We start from the raw sequence: 16047 nt of genomic DNA, 5'->3' as shown, positions 1-16047 counted from the left end.
CCCCCTGCCGTCCCCGTGCCGTCCCCCTGCCGCCCCGTGCCGTCCCCCTGCCGTCCCCGTGCCGTCCCCCTGCCGTCCCCGTGCCGTCCCCCTGCCGTCCCCGTGCCGTCCCCCTGCCGTCCCCGTGCGCTGCCGCCGTGCGGCCGCGTGCCGCCGCCGCGTCCGCCGAGACCGTACCGCCGCGTGCCGCCGAAGCGCCGGCCGCCGTCACCAGGTGACCGCTGACGTCTCGCGCCACAGCCGCGCCAGGCGCTCGTCACCGGTGAGCGTCACGGCGGGGGAGCCCGGCCTGATGCGGTTCCACAACGTCAGGTGCAGGGCCTCCGCGGGGCCGCTGAGCTCGCAGTCCGCCGGGCCCTCGGCGTCCCGGGCGGTACGCGGCGCCTGCGCCGACAGGAGTACGGTCCAGACGTCCCCCGTGTCCGTCGCGCGGATCCGCAGGGTACCGGGACGGTCCGTGCGGACGCGGCTCTTCTCCCTGCCGTGGAAGCCGCACAGCAGCTCGTCCACTCCGTCGGCGGCCAGCCGGGCGTCCACCGGGGAGCGGCCCGCCACGAGCCCCAGCGCGGACTCCGCGTCGACGCGGTGCACGGTCGTCTCGTGCGCCTGGCGGCGGGCCCAGAACGCCAGCGGCGACGGCGCGGGCAGGAACGTCCAGCACTCCAGGGCTTCCGGCGCCTGCGCCAGCGCCGCGACCAGCGCACCGTGGCCCTCGCGGAACCACGCCAGCAGCGGGTCGCCGTCCAAGTCGGGCTCCCCGGCACCCGCCCGGTAGGCGGTGTCCCCCTCGGTGACGAAGGCGGTGGCCCAGCGGTGCACCATGCCGGTGTGCCGGAGCAGGTCCCGCACGTGCCAGCCCGGGCAGGTGGGGACTTCGGCGTCCGGCCCGGCCTGTTCGGCGGCGTCGGCCAGCAACTGGCCCTCATGCGTGAGGTACTTGATGTGCTCGGCAGTGTCCATGCCGGAATTCTGCCAGTGGGCCCCCGCTCTCAACCGCGCTGCGGCCGGCCGTCCGACGCGCCCCGCGTGGCGTAGCCGATGGCGGCCGCGCCCGCCGCGAGCACCGCCACGCTCGTCAGCGCCACCGGAAGGGAGTACCAGTCGGCGAGGAAGCCGATCACCGGCGGGCCCAGCAGCATGCCGCCGTAGCCCAGCGTGGAGGCGGCCGCCACGCCGGTGGGACCGGCGAGCGCGCCGGCGCGGTCCACGGCCACCGGGAAGATGTTGGCCAGGCCGAGTCCCGTGATCGTGAAGCCCAGCAGCGCCGACCACACCGTCGGCGCCAGGGTGCCCAGCAGCATGCCGGCGGCCGCCGCGGAGCCGCCCGCCACGAGGGTGCGGGTCTGGCCGAGCCGCTCCAGCATCACCGTGCCGGACAGCCGGCCGACCGTCATCGCGAGGGCGAAGAGGGAGTACCCGGCTGCCGCGAGGCCCGGGTGGGCGCCCAGCTCCTGCGTCAGGTGCAGGGCGCCCCAGTCGGCGAGCGCGCCCTCGCCGTACGCGGTGCACAGGGCGATCACGCCGAAGACGGTGACCAGCCGCCGCGAACGGCGGTCGAGGGGTGCGCGTCCGGCGCGCCCGGGTCCCGCCGGGGCCTCCGGGCGGGCGGGGAGGGTGCCGCAGCAGGGCCGGGCCGGCCACGGCGGTCAGCAGCAGGCCGGCGACCGTGAGGCCGAGGAGGTGCGCGGCCGGGGACAGGTGGCCGGCGACCAGCCCGCCGATGCCCGCGCCGAGCATGCCGCCCAGGCTGAACGCGGCGTGGAAGGCGGGCATCACCGGTCGGCGCAGGGCCGCCACCAGGTCGACGGCGGCGCTGTTCATGGCGACGTTGACCGCTCCGTACGCCGTCCCGAAGACGAGGAGGACCAGCCCGAGCGCCGCCACCGAGTGGGTCAGCGGCGGCAGGGCGATGCCGAGGCACAGCAGCACCGCGGCGGCCACCGTCACCGGGTGGCTGCCGAAGCGCCGGCAGAGCCGGCCGGTGAGCGTCATGGTGACCACCGCGCCCGCGGACACGCCGAGCAGGGCGAGACCGAGGCCGCTCTCGCTCGCGCCGGTCTGCTGCTTGATCGCGGGGATGCGGACGACCCAGCCGGCGAAGAGGAAGCCGTCCAGGGCGAAGAAGAGGGTCAGGGCGGTGCGCAGCCCGCGCAGGTCGCGGGGGCCCCGGTCGGCGTCGGGGGCGGCCTGGCGGGGCGCGGCGGCGGGGCGCGGGGAACCGAGTTTGTTTAGTAGCGGCACAAACTCAGGATAGGGATCCCCGCGCCCCGCTCCAAATCAGCGAGCGGACGCCTCAGACCGTGCGGTCGCCCTTCGGCTTCCCCGCTGGTCGGGCGTGCCGTGCGGCGGCGGGCTCGACGGCTGCGGCGACGTCGCCGGCGACACCGGCGAACCGCCCCGGCCCCGCTGGGATTGCTCCGGCCGGTAGGCCCCGGGATCGCCGCCGGACGGCTGCGCGCCCTCCTCCAACTGCCGCTTGCGCGCCGCGAGCAACTGCACGACCGGCGGCCGGTCGGCGTGCTCGTGCTCGTACTTCAGGAGCCGCGCGACCTCCTCGGAGCGCAGGGAGCGGATGCGGTGCTCAAGGGCGCCCGCGGGCAGATGGTCGTAGTCGGGCAGCGGCAGGTCGCCGCGGTCGGGGGTGCTCATCCGGATCCTCCCTGGGTGTCGTGCGTGCCGCCGGGCGGGGCGCCCGTGCGGCGCTGTCCCTTTCTGCCTCTCCTCGGCTCTCGACGCTCTGGTCTCCCGGTCTCCTCGCCGTGTCGCCGCCTCCTTCCGCTCGGGCTGCTCGTCGTCCGGGCGCCCGATCGCCGGGCGCCGCCGCCGGCTCCTTCACGCCGGCCGCCCGGCCGTGCGTGCCTTCCTCGCGCCCCTGCTCCGCTGCCCGCCGCCGTCCTCCCGACCTCCGCGCACGTCCTCCACCACGTGCCGGTCGAGCGCGGCGCGCACCAGCGCGGCGGCCAGGGAGGGCAGCTCGTCCCGGTCCACGAGACCGGACAGCTCGCCGCGGTCCGCGGGCAGCCCCAGCCGCCGGGCCCCGTCGAGCGTCCGGTCGTCCAGGTAGGGCGCCAGCTCCGGCCACACCCCCTGCGCCTCCCGCAGGAAGATGTCCGCTCCGGCGGGGCCGATGCCGGGCACCTCCCGGAGCAGCCCGCGCAGCCGCTCCGGATCGTCGCCGGCCTCCCGGTGCATCCGCCGCAGGTCGCCCCCGTACGCGTCCAGCACGAGCTGCGCCGCCCGCCCCAACTGCGTGGAGGTCCGCTCGTCGTAGCGCCGGTACCCGCCCGCGCCGAGCGCGTCCACCCGCTCCTGCCAGCTCGCGTCCCGCATGCGCCGGGGGTCCTTCAAACCGGCGTCGAACAGCGCCCGCGCCGCCGCCACAGCGACGTCCGCCCGGATCCGGGCGGACAGCAGATGCGCCAGGACCAGCAGCTGGTACAGCGGCTGCGGGGTGTCCCTCAGCCGGATCCCGGCCTGCCGGGCGTACGTCTCGCCGTGCGCGCCCAGCAGCTCCCGCACGGTCTCGCGCCGCTCTTCGCCGCCCGAGGGTGACATGGCGCCTCCCTCACCCCGCCGTCGTCGGTCCGGTCCCCCGCCACCGCTGCCCGCAGTACCCGTCCAGGCACCGGCGAAACAGCGCAGCGGGGCGGCCGGCCCGCCGGATCATGGGAGACTCACCGGCATGAACGGCAAGGCGACGACGACCCGGACACGGCTGGACAGGGGCCGCAGCGCCCTCGGCCCCGCCCTGGAACTGGTGCACACGGGCCGCGCGCCCACGCGGGCCGTGCTCACCGCCGAGCTCGGTGTCACCCGCGCCACCGCCGGCGCCGTCGCCGCCGAGCTGGAGGCCCTCGGCCTCATCCGCGTCGACGCCCGCCCCGGTGCGGGGGCCGGAGCCCAGGGCCGCCCCTCCCACCGGCTCACCGTGGACGAGCACGGCCCCGTCGCCCTCGCCGCCCAGATCCACGCCGACGGCTTCCGCGCCGCGCTGGTCGGTCTCGGCGGACGCATCGTGGCGACCGCGCCCGGCTGCGTGGAGGTCACCGCCGACCCGGCCCAGGTGCTTGAGGCCGTCGTCGCCGCCGGTGCGCGGCTGCTGCACGACAGCGGCCGCCGCTGCGTCGGCGCGGGCCTGGCCGTGCCGTCCGCGGTCGCCGAGCCCGAGGGCACCGCCCTCAACCCGCTGCACCTCGCCTGGCCGCCGGGGCGCCCGTCCGGCAGGTCTTCGCGGACCTCGTACGCGCCGCGGGCATCGAGGGCCCGCCTTCGCGGGCAACGACGTGAACCTCGCCGCCCTCGCCGAGCACCGGCACGGTGCCGGGCGCGGCGCCCAGCACCTGCTGTGCGTCGCCACCGGTCACCGCGGCGTCGGCGGAGCGCTCGTCCTGGACGGCCGGCTCCACACCGGCAGCTCCGGGCTCGCCCTGGAGGTGGGCCACCTCACGGTCCACCCCGAGGGCCGGCCGTGCCACTGCGGCAGCCGCGGCTGCCTGGACGTCGAGACGGACCCCCTGGCCTTCCTCACGGCGGCGGGCCGCACCCCGGGCCCGGAGGTGTCGCTGCTCCAGCAGGCCCGCGACCTGCTGCGCGACGAGCCGCGCGACCCGTCGGTCCGGGCCGCCGTCGAAGAGCTCGTCGACCGGCTCGGCCTCGGACTGGCGGGGCTGGTCAACATCCTGAACCCGGACCGCATCATCCTCGGCGGCCTGCACCGCGAACTCCTCGCCGCCGACCCGGAGCGCCTGCGGGCCGTGGTCGCCGACCGCAGCCTGTGGGGCCGCAGCGGCGGCGTGCCGATCCTCGGCTGCACCCTGCCCCACAACAGCCTGGCGGGCGCGGCCGAACTGGCCTGGCAGCCCGTCCTGGACGACCCGCTCGGCGCCCTGGCCACGGCGTCGCGGGTGTAGCCGCGCGAAGGCCGGGCGAGCCGGCCCGGCTGCGGGGCCGGCAGGCTGGGGAACCGACGGGCTTGCGCGCCCGCGCCGACAGGCGGCCGCGCGCCGCACGGTCCGGTGCGCCGGCGGGCCGGACCGCGCCGTCACCAGTGGCGGCCCCGGCGCAGCCGGGAGCGCTCCGGCTGCGACAGGTGCAGCACCTGGAACACGTCGCCCGCCGCGTCCTTCGGCGCCGAACCGGCGGCCAGCAGGGTGAACGTCAGCAGCTCCCAGGCATGCGGGTCCACGGCGACCGCGGCCGCCACCACGCCGTCCTCCCGTGCGAGCCGCTCGTGCGCGGCGGCCGCCCGCTCGACCGCCTCGGCAGGCCGCACCCCCGCGGGCACCGGCTCCCGGCGCCGCACCGCCGTACGGGGGACCGACCCGGCCGCCGGGCCCTCCCCGTACGCGGCGCCCGCCCAGTGCAGCACCCGGGGCCGCCCGAAGTCGTCCACGATGCCCTGGAAGCCGGGGCCCCACAGGAACGCGTTCATGCCCTCGGGCGAGGCCCACAGGTAGAACGGCGCGTACTGGTTCACGGGTGAGCCGGCCAGGCCGCGCTCCCGCATCAGGTACGCCTTCAGCCCGAGCCCCGGGAAGTCGTCCAGCAGGCGGCCGCGCGTCGCCACACGGTGACGGATGATCCCCATGTCGTAGCCGGCCGGCAAAGTGATCTCGTACTGCATCGCCTGCATGTCAGGCGTCCCCCTCGTCGCCCGCCGCGTCCGCGGCTCCCGTCCGCGCGTACTCCCCCCGGCTGCCCGCCGCCGCGCCGCGCCCCGGGGCGAGCAGGTCGAGCAGCCCGCGCACCGCCGTGTCGAACGCCGCCGCCGAGCCGGACGCGCGGGCCAGCACGTAACCGCCCTGCACCACCGCCGCGACGGCCGCCGCGGTGTGCCGCGCGTCGAGCCCCGGGGCGAACTCGCCGCGGTCGACGCCCTCCTGGACGACGCCGGCGAGCCGGTCCCGCAGCCAGTCCAGCGTCTCGTCGACCGGTGCCCGCAGCGCGGCGTCGGCGACCACGTCCGGGTCCATCGCCAACCGGCCCAGCGGGCAGCCGCGCAGCACGTCGCGCTCCCGCAGCAGGTACGCCTCGATGCGCCCGTACGCCGTGCCGCCGCCGCCCAGCACCGCCTCGACCGCCGCCCGGAGCTCCTGCGCGGAACGCCGGATGGCGGCCTGGGCGAGGGCGGGCTTCCCCGCGAAGTGGTGGTACATGCTGCCCTGGCCCGCGCCGGCCCGCTGCTGGATGGCGCGCGGGCTCGTCCCGACGTACCCCCGCTCCCACAGCAGGTCCTGCGCGGCCTCGACCAGCCGCTCCGATGCGCTCATGCCGCCACTGTACATACCAGTAGGTACAGTCTGGCGCCCGAGGGCCCGAGCGGCCGCGGATCAGCCGGGGACCGGCACCGGGGCGGGGGCCGCCGCCACGTACTCGGGCGCCGGCGCCGCGGGTCTCGCGGCCGTGCGGAGGACGCGGGCGCCGCGCGCCCGGACACCGGTGGCAGGTCCACCGGGGCGCCCGAGGGCGCCGGGAGGGTGAACCACACGACCTTCCCGGAGTCCCCCTGCGGTCGCGCCCCCCAGCTCTCGCTGACCGCCTCGATCAGCGCGAGGCCGCGCCCCGACGTGGCGAGGGGGTCCCGCGCCTCGGGAGAGCGGTCGAGGACGGGCAGACGCGGATCGTGGTCGTGGACGGAGACGGTCAGGCGGTCGAGCGAGAAGGAGATCTCGACCGTGCACGCCTTGTCCGGTCGGGCGTGCTGGTGGACGTTGGTCAGCAGCTCGGTGACGCCGAGTGCTGCTCGGTCGATCAGGCAGTCCAGGTTCCAGTAGCGCAGGTGCGCTGACACGATCCTGCGGACCTGGCGGATCCGCCACGGCAGGGCCTGGAGCTCTACCGTGCACTGCCTGCTGCTTGCCTGGCTGATCACGGCTGCGACTCCCCGAAGTAGGTCCGGAAGAAGACGGAATCGGATCCAGTGGTGGGCTGGCTCGCGGTACGGCGGCTGGATCACAGCGTTACCGCCCATGCACCCTGAGTGATGTCAATCCAGCGTGGACCAGACGTGACCGCTCCGCAACTCGCGGCAACCGACGTCTCGTCAGACGCGGTTGCCCCGCGCCCTGCGCAGGGCCTCCAGGAAGCGGCGGCAGAGCCCCTCCCGGAAGGCGTCCCGGGAGCGGTCCTCGGCGCGGTCCCGGTCGCGGCCGTTCAGTGTCAGCCGGTACCGGGTGCCGTTCAGCGTCGCGACGGCGGAACCGGGCGCCGCGAACCAGGGGCGGCCCGCCCTGACCGTGCCCACGGGAGCGCTGTCGATCTCGCGGCCGTAGCTGGTCAGCAGAGCCAGCCGGCCGTCCTCGATCCGGACCTCGCCGGCCCTGGTGAGGGAGCGCGGCCAGCGTTCGATCCGTACGCCCGTGGCACTGAAGTCGGGTTCCGCCATACGTCCGCCGCCCCCTTCGCACCGGTTGTCCGCGGCCAGTCTGCACAACGCGCCGCGTTCGCACCAGAGCACCGGCAGCCCCTCCCTGCAAGCAGAGCCTATGCGTCATCAAAGTCATTGTTTGCCCAGGTGGGGGAGGTATGTTCAGGGACGAGGCCCCCTGCGGCAGCAAGGGCCCTGAGCGGCAGGAGAGCGGGATGAGGAGCACGGGGACCGTGAGGACGACCAGAAGCGAGGAGCGCCGGGCGTGAACACCACCCACCACCGGCACGAGCCGGCCCCCCGAACCGCCGCGGCCGGAGCGGCATCCGCGGCGCGGCCCGCGGGCCCGGTCGCGACGATCGACGTGGACCGCACGGACACCGCCTACCGCACCTGGCTGAAAGAAGCCGTACGGAAGGTGCAGGCCGACGCGAACAGGTCGGCCGACACCCACCTCCTGCGCTTCCCGCTGCCCGAGGCGTGGGGCATCGACCTGTACCTCAAGGACGAGTCCACGCACCCCACCGGCAGCCTCAAGCACCGGCTGGCCCGCTCGCTCTTCCTGTACGGCCTGTGCAACGGATGGATCCGCCCCGGAAAGCCCGTCATCGAGGCGTCGAGCGGCTCGACCGCCGTCTCCGAGGCGTACTTCGCCAAGCTCGTCGGCGTCCCGTTCATCGCCGTGATGCCGCGCACCACCAGCCCGGAGAAGATCCGCCTCATCGAATTCCACGGCGGCCAGTGCCACTTCGTCGACGACTCCCGCAAGATGTACGAGGAGGCCGCCGCCCTCGCCGCCGAGACCGGCGGCCACTACATGGACCAGTTCACCTACGCGGAGCGGGCCACCGACTGGCGCGGCAACAACAACATCGCCGAATCCGTCTACCAGCAGCTGCGCCTGGAGCGGTACCCGGAACCCGCCTGGATCGTCGCCACGGCCGGCACCGGCGGCACCTCCGCCACCATCGCCCGCTACGTGCACTACATGCAGTACGACACCCGGGTCTGCGTGCCCGACCCGGAGAACTCCTGCTTCTTCGACGGCTGGACCAGGCACGACCCGGACGCGGCGAGCGACTGCGGCTCCCGCATCGAGGGCATCGGCCGCCCCCGCATGGAGCCCAGCTTCGTCCCCGGCGCCATCGACCGGATGATGAAGGTCCCCGACGCGGCCAGCATCGCCGCCGTGCGGGCCCTGGAGAACGCCATCGGCCGCAAGGCGGGCGGCTCCACCGGGACCGGCCTGTGGAGCGCCCTGAAGATCGTGGCGGAGATGGTGGCCCAGGGGCGGACCGGCAGCGTCGTCACCCTCATCTGCGACCCGGGCGAGCGCTATCTGGACAAGTACTACTCGGACGACTGGCTGGCCGAACAGGGCCTGGACATCGAGCCGTACAGCGCCACGCTCGACGAGTTCCTCGCCACCGGCGCCTGGCCCGAGTGACGCGCCGCCACCGGGCGCCGGCGGCGCGGTCGGCGCCCGGTGGCGTGCCGCGGCCCTGCTCGGCCGCTGAGGTGCGCCTCGCCCTCGCCCGCCTCCCGAGGAGTACCTGAGCCCCGCCAGGCGCCCGGGGCGTGCCCGCCGTGCCGCTCGCCTCCCGGGGCGTGCCCGCCGTGCCGCTCGCCTCCCGGGGCGTGCCCGCCGTGCCGCTCGCCTCCCGGGGCGTGCCCGCCGCCCCGCTCGCCTCCCGGGGCGTGCCCGCCGCCCCGCTCGCCTCCCGAGGCGTGCCTCACCGTCCGCCGAGCACCCGCCGCAGCGCGCGGGCGAACACCCGCCGGGCGCCCGCGTCCAGCAGCGGGTCGCACCACCGCGGAACGCCCCGGGGCCGGAGCTCCTCCACCCACGTCACCCTGGAGCCGGTCCCCTCGGCCCGCACGGTGAGCTCCGCCCAGCCGCCCACCACGCGGCCGTACTTCTCCACCCGGCACACGCCCCGCGTGCCGCCGCCCTCCGCCGGCGGCTCCCAGCGCACCACGGCCATCGGGTCGTCGAACGCCACGGGCCCCACGCCCGTCCGCATCGTGAAGCGGGTGCCCGCGCGGGCCGGCCCCGGACTCACCGACGCCAGCCGGGTCAGCGGCACCTGGGCCGCCTGCGCCCGCCAGTCGGTGATCCGCCGCCACGCCTCCTCCGGCGGCAGCGCGGTCACCCGCTCCACACGGAAGACACCCATCCCCGCCTCACCCCCGGTCGCCGTCGTGGTCGCGGCCGCCCGCCACCACCAGTCCGGGCAGGTGCTCGGCCATCTCCGCGCGCACCGCGTCCGGCGCGCCCCCGTCCGTCACCAGCGTGTCGACCTCGTCGAGCCGGGCGAAGGAACCCAGCGCCACCGTGCCCCACTTGGTGTGGTCGGCGACCACGACGACCCGGCGCGCCGACCGGATCAGCCGCCGGTTCGTCTCCGCCTCCGCCAGGTTCGGCGTCGACAGACCCGCCTCCACCGACACCCCGTGCACCCCCAGGAACAGCAGGTCGAAGTGGAGCGTCGCGATCGTCTGGTCCGCGACCGGCCCGACCAGCGCGTCCGACGGCGTCCGCACCCCGCCCGTCAGCACCACCGTCGCCGTACCGCCCTTCGCGGCGTGGAACACGTCCGCCACCCGCACGGAGTTCGTCACCACCGTCAGGTCCGGCACGTCCAGCAGGTGCCGCGCCACCGCGTACGTCGTCGTACCGCCCGACAGCGCCACCGCGCTGCCCGGCGCCGCCATCGCCGCCGCGACCCGCGCGATGTCCTCCTTCGCTCCGGGCGCCAGTGCCGACTTCGCCTCGAAACCCGGCTCGTGCGTCCGCGCCTCGGCCTCCGCGACCGGCACGGCACCGCCGTGCACCTTCTCGATCACGCCCTGGCGCGCCAGCGCGTCCAGGTCCCGACGCACCGTCATGTCGGACACGTTCAGCCTGCGGGTGAGCTCGTTGACCCGCGCGCCGCCGCGCCGCCGCACCTCGTCCAGGATCAGGGCGCGCCGCTGCTCCGCGAGGAGGTTCTGGTTGTCGCTCACCCCAGGGCCGTTCCTTCCGTGATCGTTTCAGCAACACCGCTGGCCAAGCCTGCTCATCCTGCCACGCGCTTCACTTCGCGGGGTGACGGGGAGACTACGGGAGGGCCGTGCGGCGGCCCGCCCCGGCGCCGCCGGCCACGGCACGTCGCGCGCTCCCCGCCCGCACGCCCCGCAGCACACCCCTGCACCCGCCGCACCTGCCGCACCGCCGTCCCGCACCGGCTGTACTCGCCGTGTCGCACCGCCCCCGTACAGACCCACCCCGCTGTCGCCCGCGCACCCCCGTTCCGCAACCGCCGCCCCCCGTGACCGTTTTCGCCAACTCCGCAGGAAGGAAGCCCGTGTCGCCAGCCGCACCGGAAGCCGCACCCGGCGCAGGACCGGAGGCGAGGAGCCCCGCCGCCGCGCTCGAACTCCTCGTGCACGGCGTCGGCGGAGCCACACCGCAGGGCATGCTCGACGACCCCCGCACCGTCCGCGTCACCGGGGACGCCACCGCCGCCATGTACCGCCGCGCCGACGACGCGGACGCCGAGACCCGGCCCGACCGCTTCCGCGACGGCCCCGTCCCCGAGGCGTACGTCTGGTCCAACCTCACCTCCGGCAACGGCTCCCGCGCCCTGTGGCTGCTGCTCCTGCCGTTCATGGTCGTCAACCTCGCCCACTGGATGCGCCCCGCCGCCCCGGGCGGCCGCGGCGGCTCCGTGCGGCTCTACGGCGTCCTCGTCCGGCTCGTCGCCCTCTCCCTCACCGTGCTCCTCACCGCCGCCGCCTGCGAGGTCGCCCTCGACCTGGTGGCGTGGCAGTGCGCGGGCACCGCCGCCTGCACCGACGGCCGCGGCTGGCTGTCCTTCCTCGCCGCCGCGGAGGGCGGCTGGTGGTCCCAGCCCGGCCGCCGCCTCACCGCCGCCGCCGTCGTCCCGACCGCGCTCGTCGCCCTCCTCTGGTACCTCTCCCACCGCACCTGGAGCGCGTACGAGTCCCAGCGCCCGCCCCGCGGCGACGCCGGGCCCGACGCCGAGGAGGCGGGCGGCGGCCTCCTGCCGCACGCGGACCGGCCCGCCCTGGGCCGCCCCGGTTTCTGGTACGGCCGCCGCCTCGTCGCGAGGCTGCGCGCCGCCCACACCGCCGCCGGTCTGCTGACCGTCGCCGCGGCCGTCGCCGGGGCCGCCGCCCGCCACGACCGCGGCGGCGACAGCACCCCGCTCGCCGTCCTCGGCTGGTGCGTCGAGGGCGCCCTGCTCGTCGGCGGGTGCACCGCCGCCGCCGTGGTGTGCCGCCGCGGCCGCAGCGAACGCCGCCTCGACCAGCGCCTCGACGGCACCCTCATCACCTGGCTGCCCGGCTCCGCCGCCGTGCTGCTCGTCCTCGCCGCCGGGTACGCCTCCTGGTCGCGGCCCGACTGGGCGTCAGCGGGCTCCCTGCCGGGGACGCCACGTTCGGTGTCGTCGCCCTCGCCCAGGGCTGCCTGGTGCTGGCCCTCGCGGCCGTCGCCGTGCGCCTGTACCGCCGCGCCCCCGCGCCCCGCACCGCCCTCCACGGCCTCGCGGGCCCGGCCGTCGCGATGCTGGCCTGCGCCCTCGGCGGGCTCATGGCCGGCGGCGTCGCCCAGCGCGTCGCCGACTGGCTCGCCGCGCCCGCCGACCCGGGCCCCGGCGGGGAGCCCTGGCCGGGCCGCCCGTCATGCTGAGCTGGCAGGCCGCCGCCATACCGGCCGTGCTGCTCACCCTCCTCGTGCCCGTCGCCTACCTGGCGGCCCGCACCGCCCTCGCCGCCCTGCGGCTCGCGCCGGTCGTCGAGGCCGAGTACGCCGGCGAGCGCCCCGACCCGGTCCGCACCCGGACCATCGCCCGGGTCCGGGCCGCCGCCCGGCTCACCGACGCCGCCCCGGTCTCGCCGGGCTGCTGGCCGGGGCCACGCTCACCCTCGGCGCGGTCGGCGTGGCCGGCGCGTGGCTGACCGGCGAAGTGCCGGGCACCGCCTTCGACGGGGCTCCCGCCGTCCTCGACGGCGCCGCCGAAGCCGCCCAGTCCCTCGGCTCGTGGCTCGTCGGCCTCGGCTTCCTGCTGTTCGTCACCTGGGGCCGCCGCGCCTACCGCGACGCGTCCGCCCGCCGCACCATCGGCATCCTCTGGGACGTCGGCACCTTCTGGCCCCGCGCCGCCCACCCGTTCGCGCCGCCCTGCTACGCCGAGCGGGCCGTGCCCGACCTCACCTGGCGGATGGCCTCCTGGACCGGCCGCACCGGCGGGCGCCTCGTCATCTCCGGCCACTCGCAGGGCAGCGTGCTGGCCGCCGCCGCCGTGTGGCAGCTGCCCGCCGCCACCCGCCGGCGCGTCGCCCTCCTCACGTACGGCTCACCGCTGGAGCGGCTGTACGGCCGCTGGTTCCCCGCCTACTTCGGCCGCGGGCCGCTCACCGGCCTGCACCGCGAGGTGCACTGCTGGCGCAACCTGTGGCGGCACACCGACCCCATAGGGGGCCCCGTCGGCCTGCCCGCCGACGGCGCCAGGCGCGAGGTCGACCACCCCGCCCTGCGCGACCCCGTCGTGTACGGCCGCACCGGCGACCACCCGCTGCCCGAACCGATCCTCGGGCACTCCGACTACCAGGCGGACCCGGCGTTCGCCCGGGAGCGCACCGCCCTCCTCGACCGGCTGCCGCTGCCCGCGGACGCGCTGCCGGACGCGCTGCCCGCCGACGCCCTGTCCGCGGTGCCGACCCAGCGCGGCGGCGGGCCGGACGACGGGGACGGTCAGGGCGCCTCCGGCAGGTCCTCGGGATAGAGCAGGCTCAGGTCGTCCGTGCTCGCGCTCGCGAGCACGGCGACCCGGCCCGCGTGCCGCTCCACCATCGACTCGAACGTCTGCCGCGCGGTACGGCCGTTGCCGAACGCCGGGCCCTTCGGCACCGCCTCGAAGTACGTGAGCAGCGCCTCAGCCGTGCCCTCGGCCAGCCGGTACTCGTGATCCTCCGCCTGCTGCCGCACGATCCGCAGCAGCTCCTCGGGCACGTAGTCGGGAAAGCTGATGGTCCGTGAGAAGCGGGACGCCACCCCGGGGTTCACCGTCAGGAACCGCTCCATCTCGGCCGTGTACCCGGCGACGATGACCACCACAGCGTCCCGGTGGTCCTCCATCAGCTTGACCAGGGTGTCGATCGCCTCGCGCCCGAAGTCCCGCCCCGAGTCCTCCGGCGACAGGGCGTACGCCTCGTCGATGAACAGCACCCCGCCGCGCGCCCGGTCGAACGCCTCCTGGGTGCGGATCGCCGTCGACCCGATGTGCTCGCCGACCAGGTCGACCCGGGACACCTCCACCAGGTGCCCGCGCTCCAGCACCCCCAGCGACGCCAGGATCTCCCCGTACAGCCGCGCCACCGTCGTCTTGCCGGTGCCCGGGTTGCCGGTGAAGGCCAGGTGGCGGCGGACCGACGCGGCCTTCAGCCCGGCCTCCTGCCGCCTGCGCCCCACCTCGATCATGTTGATGAGGGTGCGCACCTCCCGCTTGACGCTCTCCAGGCCCACCAGCGCGTCGAGTTCCGCGAGCACGTCCTGCGAGTCCCGTGCCGCTGCCGCCTCCCGCTCCGGCGCGGACGGCTGCGCGGGCACCCCGCCGGCGCGGGCGGCGCGACCGCCACCGCCGCGCCCGGCTGCGGGGCGGTGGCACCCGGCCGGGGCGCGACCGCCACCCGCGCGGCCGCGGCCGGCACGGTCGCACTCTCGTCGCCCGTGCAGTCCTCCACGACCGGGCCGTCGCCCGCCACCTCGTAGCCGCCGCGGGCGCAGCGCTCCGTGCGGCACCGCCGCAGCGTCGTGCGGCAGCCGTCCCGCACGTGGAAGCCGTACCCGCCGCTGTCCGCGACCCGGCAGCCGTCGAAGGTGCCGCGCCCCTCCGCGGACACGTAGAAGCCGGCCTCGCCCGGGGACGCGACCGTGCAGCGCTCGACCACCGGGTCCGCGCCCTTGCTGACGATGACGCCCGTCTGCACGTTCTCGAAGACGCAGGACGCGAGGGTGCCGCCGCTGCCGTGGTCCCGGAACCAGGCGCCGGTCGACGCCTCCCGCACCCGGCAGTCGTCGAGCTGCGCGGTCGCCCCGTCGCTCACCGACACGGCCGTGTTGCGCACCTGCGACAGGTCGCTGTCCACCACGTCCACGCGCGAACCGCGGTCCAGCACGAACAGCGCGTCCGGCACCTCCCGCACCCGGCAGGAGTCCAGCACGGCCGTCGCCCCGTCGCTCACCCACACCGCCGGGTAGTCGCCCGTGCTGTCGTGGATCTCGCACCCGTTCGCGTCCACCCGCGTCCCCGGGTCCCATACGGACAGGCCGTTGCGCCCGAACCGGCGGACCGTGGACCGGGTCAGCGTGAGCACCGCCCGCGACCGCAGGTCGACGGCGTTCTCCGGCACGTCGTGGATGTCGCAGTCCGACAACGTCAGCACGGCGTCCGTGTCGAGGGTGACCCCGTCCGCGGAGGTGCGGTGCACCGACGAGTCGCTCAGGTGCGCGCTCGCCCGGCCGGCGACGCGCACGCCGCTGCCCCGGATCTCGTACACCTCGCAGCCGAGGCCCTCCAGGGCGCTGTGCTCCCCGGTGACGGACAGGCCCGCCCCGGACGCGTGGTGGACCCGGCACCGCTCCAGGCGCGGATGGGCCCCGCCCGTCACCGCCACGCCCTCCTGGCCCGCCGCGACGACCTCGCACTCCTCGAACACGCCGCCCGCGCCGCCCAGGACGGCGATGCCGACACCCGCCGGGTTGTCGACGGTGACCCGCCGCACGGTCGGCCGGGCCGCGCCCCGCACCTCCACGCCCGCAGCGGACCGCGTGACGATCCGCAGGTCGAGCAGCTCCGGCGTGCCGTCCTCCACGAGCAGCGCGGGCACCGCCGCGTCCTGGCCCTCGATGTGCAGGTCCCGCACGGTGGCGGAGGCCCGCACCGTCAGCGGCACGCCGTCCGCCGGCGCGATCCGCACGGACCCCACGGCCCCGTCCGTGCCGCGCAGCGTCACCGCACGCTGCAGCACCAGGTTCTCCCGGTAGGTGCCGGGGGCGAGGGTGAGGACGTCCCCGTCGCCCGCGGCCTCCAGGGCAGCGGTGAGGGAGGGGTACTCGCCCGTGCGGCGCCGCCACCGCGACGTGCCCGTGTGCGTCACCTGGACCGTGCCCTGTGCCATCGTGCTGCTCTGCCCCCGCCTCGTGCGCTCGCCCGCCCGGCCCGCGTGCGACCCCGGCGCGCCGCCGATCTCCGACTCGTCGCACCACCGTAGCGCGCACGACGGCGCCCGGTTGCCCGCTTCCCGCGGCGCGGGCCCGTGCCGGCGCGCGGCCCCTGCCCGCCCGAACGCTCCCCGCACCGCGAGGATCGGTGCCGCGGCCCCGTACCGCGACCGCACCCGCGCGCGCAGCGCCGGCCGCGCCGGCAAGGGGCGCCGCACGCCGCCAGGAGCGACGCCCGCGCCGGGTATGACCGGCTCTGCCGCGCGCCGGTACGGGAGGCCGTCCCCCGCCGGCATGGTGGGCCTCCTCCCGCGCCGGCACGGTGGGCGTCCTCCCGCGCGGGCCTCCGCCCGCGCCGGTACGACGGGCCTCCTCCCGCGCCGGTACGGTCGGGACCCTCGGCCGCAGCCCGGTCGCCCCGCTCCGGCCGCTCGCGCGGCTCTCAGCCGCC

Annotated in this window: 10 protein-coding genes and 4 pseudogenes; 3 read left to right on the top strand and 11 right to left on the bottom strand. The window is 76.7% G+C overall.

Features of this window, described 5'->3' with window-relative positions:
* Nucleotides 1-207: 207 nt before the first annotated feature.
* From L6E17_RS00690 to L6E17_RS00675, 4 genes and pseudogenes are all read right to left on the bottom strand, one after another.
* Nucleotides 208-960: a maleylpyruvate isomerase family mycothiol-dependent enzyme gene (locus tag L6E17_RS00690; protein WP_236238851.1), complete on the bottom strand. Its 753-nt coding sequence runs from the start codon at nucleotides 958-960 to the stop codon at nucleotides 208-210.
* A 29-nt stretch (nucleotides 961-989) separates the two neighbouring features.
* Nucleotides 990-2154, bottom strand: a pseudogene (locus tag L6E17_RS00685) (MFS transporter).
* Nucleotides 2155-2277: 123 nt separating this feature from the next.
* A complete protein-coding gene (locus L6E17_RS00680) occupies nucleotides 2278-2649 on the bottom strand; it encodes a hypothetical protein (protein WP_236238850.1) in 372 nt (123 codons plus the stop codon).
* A gap of 183 nt (nucleotides 2650-2832) precedes the next feature.
* The gene (locus L6E17_RS00675; RefSeq protein WP_236238849.1) at nucleotides 2833-3555 is read right to left on the bottom strand and encodes an endonuclease; all 723 of its coding nucleotides are present in this window, start codon (nucleotides 3553-3555) and stop codon (nucleotides 2833-2835) included.
* Nucleotides 3556-3682: 127 nt separating this feature from the next.
* On the opposite strand from L6E17_RS00675, the pseudogene L6E17_RS00670 reads away from it, so the two are divergent.
* Nucleotides 3683-4910: pseudogene (locus tag L6E17_RS00670) on the top strand (ROK family protein).
* Between the two features lie 131 nt (nucleotides 4911-5041).
* On the opposite strand, the gene L6E17_RS00665 reads toward L6E17_RS00670, so the two are convergent.
* From L6E17_RS00665 to L6E17_RS00650, 4 genes are all read right to left on the bottom strand, one after another.
* Nucleotides 5042-5632, bottom strand: a complete 591-nt coding sequence (locus L6E17_RS00665) for a DUF4865 family protein (protein ID WP_236238848.1) — start codon at nucleotides 5630-5632, stop codon at nucleotides 5042-5044.
* A 1-nt stretch (nucleotide 5633) separates the two neighbouring features.
* Complete coding sequence (locus L6E17_RS00660) at nucleotides 5634-6284, bottom strand: TetR/AcrR family transcriptional regulator (protein WP_236238847.1); 651 nt, start codon at nucleotides 6282-6284, stop codon at nucleotides 5634-5636.
* On the bottom strand, nucleotides 6266-6868 hold the full coding sequence (locus L6E17_RS00655; RefSeq protein ID WP_374108991.1) for an ATP-binding protein: 603 nt from the start codon (nucleotides 6866-6868) through the stop codon (nucleotides 6266-6268). The genes L6E17_RS00660 and L6E17_RS00655 overlap by 19 nt, the downstream gene beginning before the upstream one ends.
* A 174-nt stretch (nucleotides 6869-7042) precedes the next feature.
* A complete protein-coding gene (locus L6E17_RS00650) occupies nucleotides 7043-7384 on the bottom strand; it encodes a hypothetical protein (RefSeq protein ID WP_236238845.1) in 342 nt (113 codons plus the stop codon).
* Between the two features lie 247 nt (nucleotides 7385-7631).
* On the opposite strand from L6E17_RS00650, the gene L6E17_RS00645 reads away from it, so the two are divergent.
* A complete protein-coding gene (locus tag L6E17_RS00645; protein WP_374108966.1) occupies nucleotides 7632-8813 on the top strand; it encodes a PLP-dependent cysteine synthase family protein in 1182 nt (393 codons plus the stop codon).
* A gap of 286 nt (nucleotides 8814-9099) precedes the next feature.
* Here the strand turns inward: L6E17_RS00645 and L6E17_RS00640 are convergent, their stop codons facing one another.
* Nucleotides 9100-9543: an SRPBCC family protein gene (locus tag L6E17_RS00640; RefSeq protein WP_236238844.1), complete on the bottom strand. Its 444-nt coding sequence runs from the start codon at nucleotides 9541-9543 to the stop codon at nucleotides 9100-9102.
* 7 nt (nucleotides 9544-9550) lie between these two features.
* Nucleotides 9551-10372 (bottom strand): DeoR/GlpR family DNA-binding transcription regulator, encoded by an 822-nt coding sequence (locus tag L6E17_RS00635; protein WP_236238843.1) that lies wholly within the window; start codon nucleotides 10370-10372, stop codon nucleotides 9551-9553.
* Nucleotides 10373-10824: 452 nt separating this feature from the next.
* Between L6E17_RS00635 and L6E17_RS00630 the strand changes: the two are divergent.
* Nucleotides 10825-13158, top strand: a pseudogene (locus L6E17_RS00630) (hypothetical protein).
* Here L6E17_RS00630 and L6E17_RS00625 read toward each other — a convergent pair.
* Nucleotides 13128-15553, bottom strand: a pseudogene (locus tag L6E17_RS00625) (right-handed parallel beta-helix repeat-containing protein). The pseudogenes L6E17_RS00630 and L6E17_RS00625 overlap by 31 nt on opposite strands.
* Nucleotides 15554-16047: the final 494 nt, after the last annotated feature.

The sequence above is a fragment of the Streptomyces sp. CC228A genome (assembly GCF_021390935.1).
Lineage (GTDB): Bacteria > Actinomycetota > Actinomycetes > Streptomycetales > Streptomycetaceae > Streptomyces.
Note: the sequence above shows the minus strand (reverse complement) of the source record. Positions and strands in the feature narration are given on the sequence as shown.

Bases quoted from the DNA above. Each gene is read 5' to 3' on its own strand.
- L6E17_RS00640 (WP_236238844.1), bottom strand. From the start codon at position 9,543: ATGGGTGTCTTCCGTGTGGAGCGGGTGACCGCGCTGCCGCCGGAGGAG.
- L6E17_RS00665 (WP_236238848.1), bottom strand. From the start codon at position 5,632: ATGCAGGCGATGCAGTACGAGATCACTTTGCCGGCCGGCTACGACATG.
- L6E17_RS00660 (WP_236238847.1), bottom strand. From the start codon at position 6,284: ATGTACAGTGGCGGCATGAGCGCATCGGAGCGGCTGGTCGAGGCCGCG.
- L6E17_RS00650 (WP_236238845.1), bottom strand. From the start codon at position 7,384: ATGGCGGAACCCGACTTCAGTGCCACGGGCGTACGGATCGAACGCTGG.
- L6E17_RS00690 (WP_236238851.1), bottom strand. From the start codon at position 960: ATGGACACTGCCGAGCACATCAAGTACCTCACGCATGAGGGCCAGTTG.
- L6E17_RS00680 (WP_236238850.1), bottom strand. From the start codon at position 2,649: ATGAGCACCCCCGACCGCGGCGACCTGCCGCTGCCCGACTACGACCAT.
- L6E17_RS00675 (WP_236238849.1), bottom strand. From the start codon at position 3,555: ATGTCACCCTCGGGCGGCGAAGAGCGGCGCGAGACCGTGCGGGAGCTG.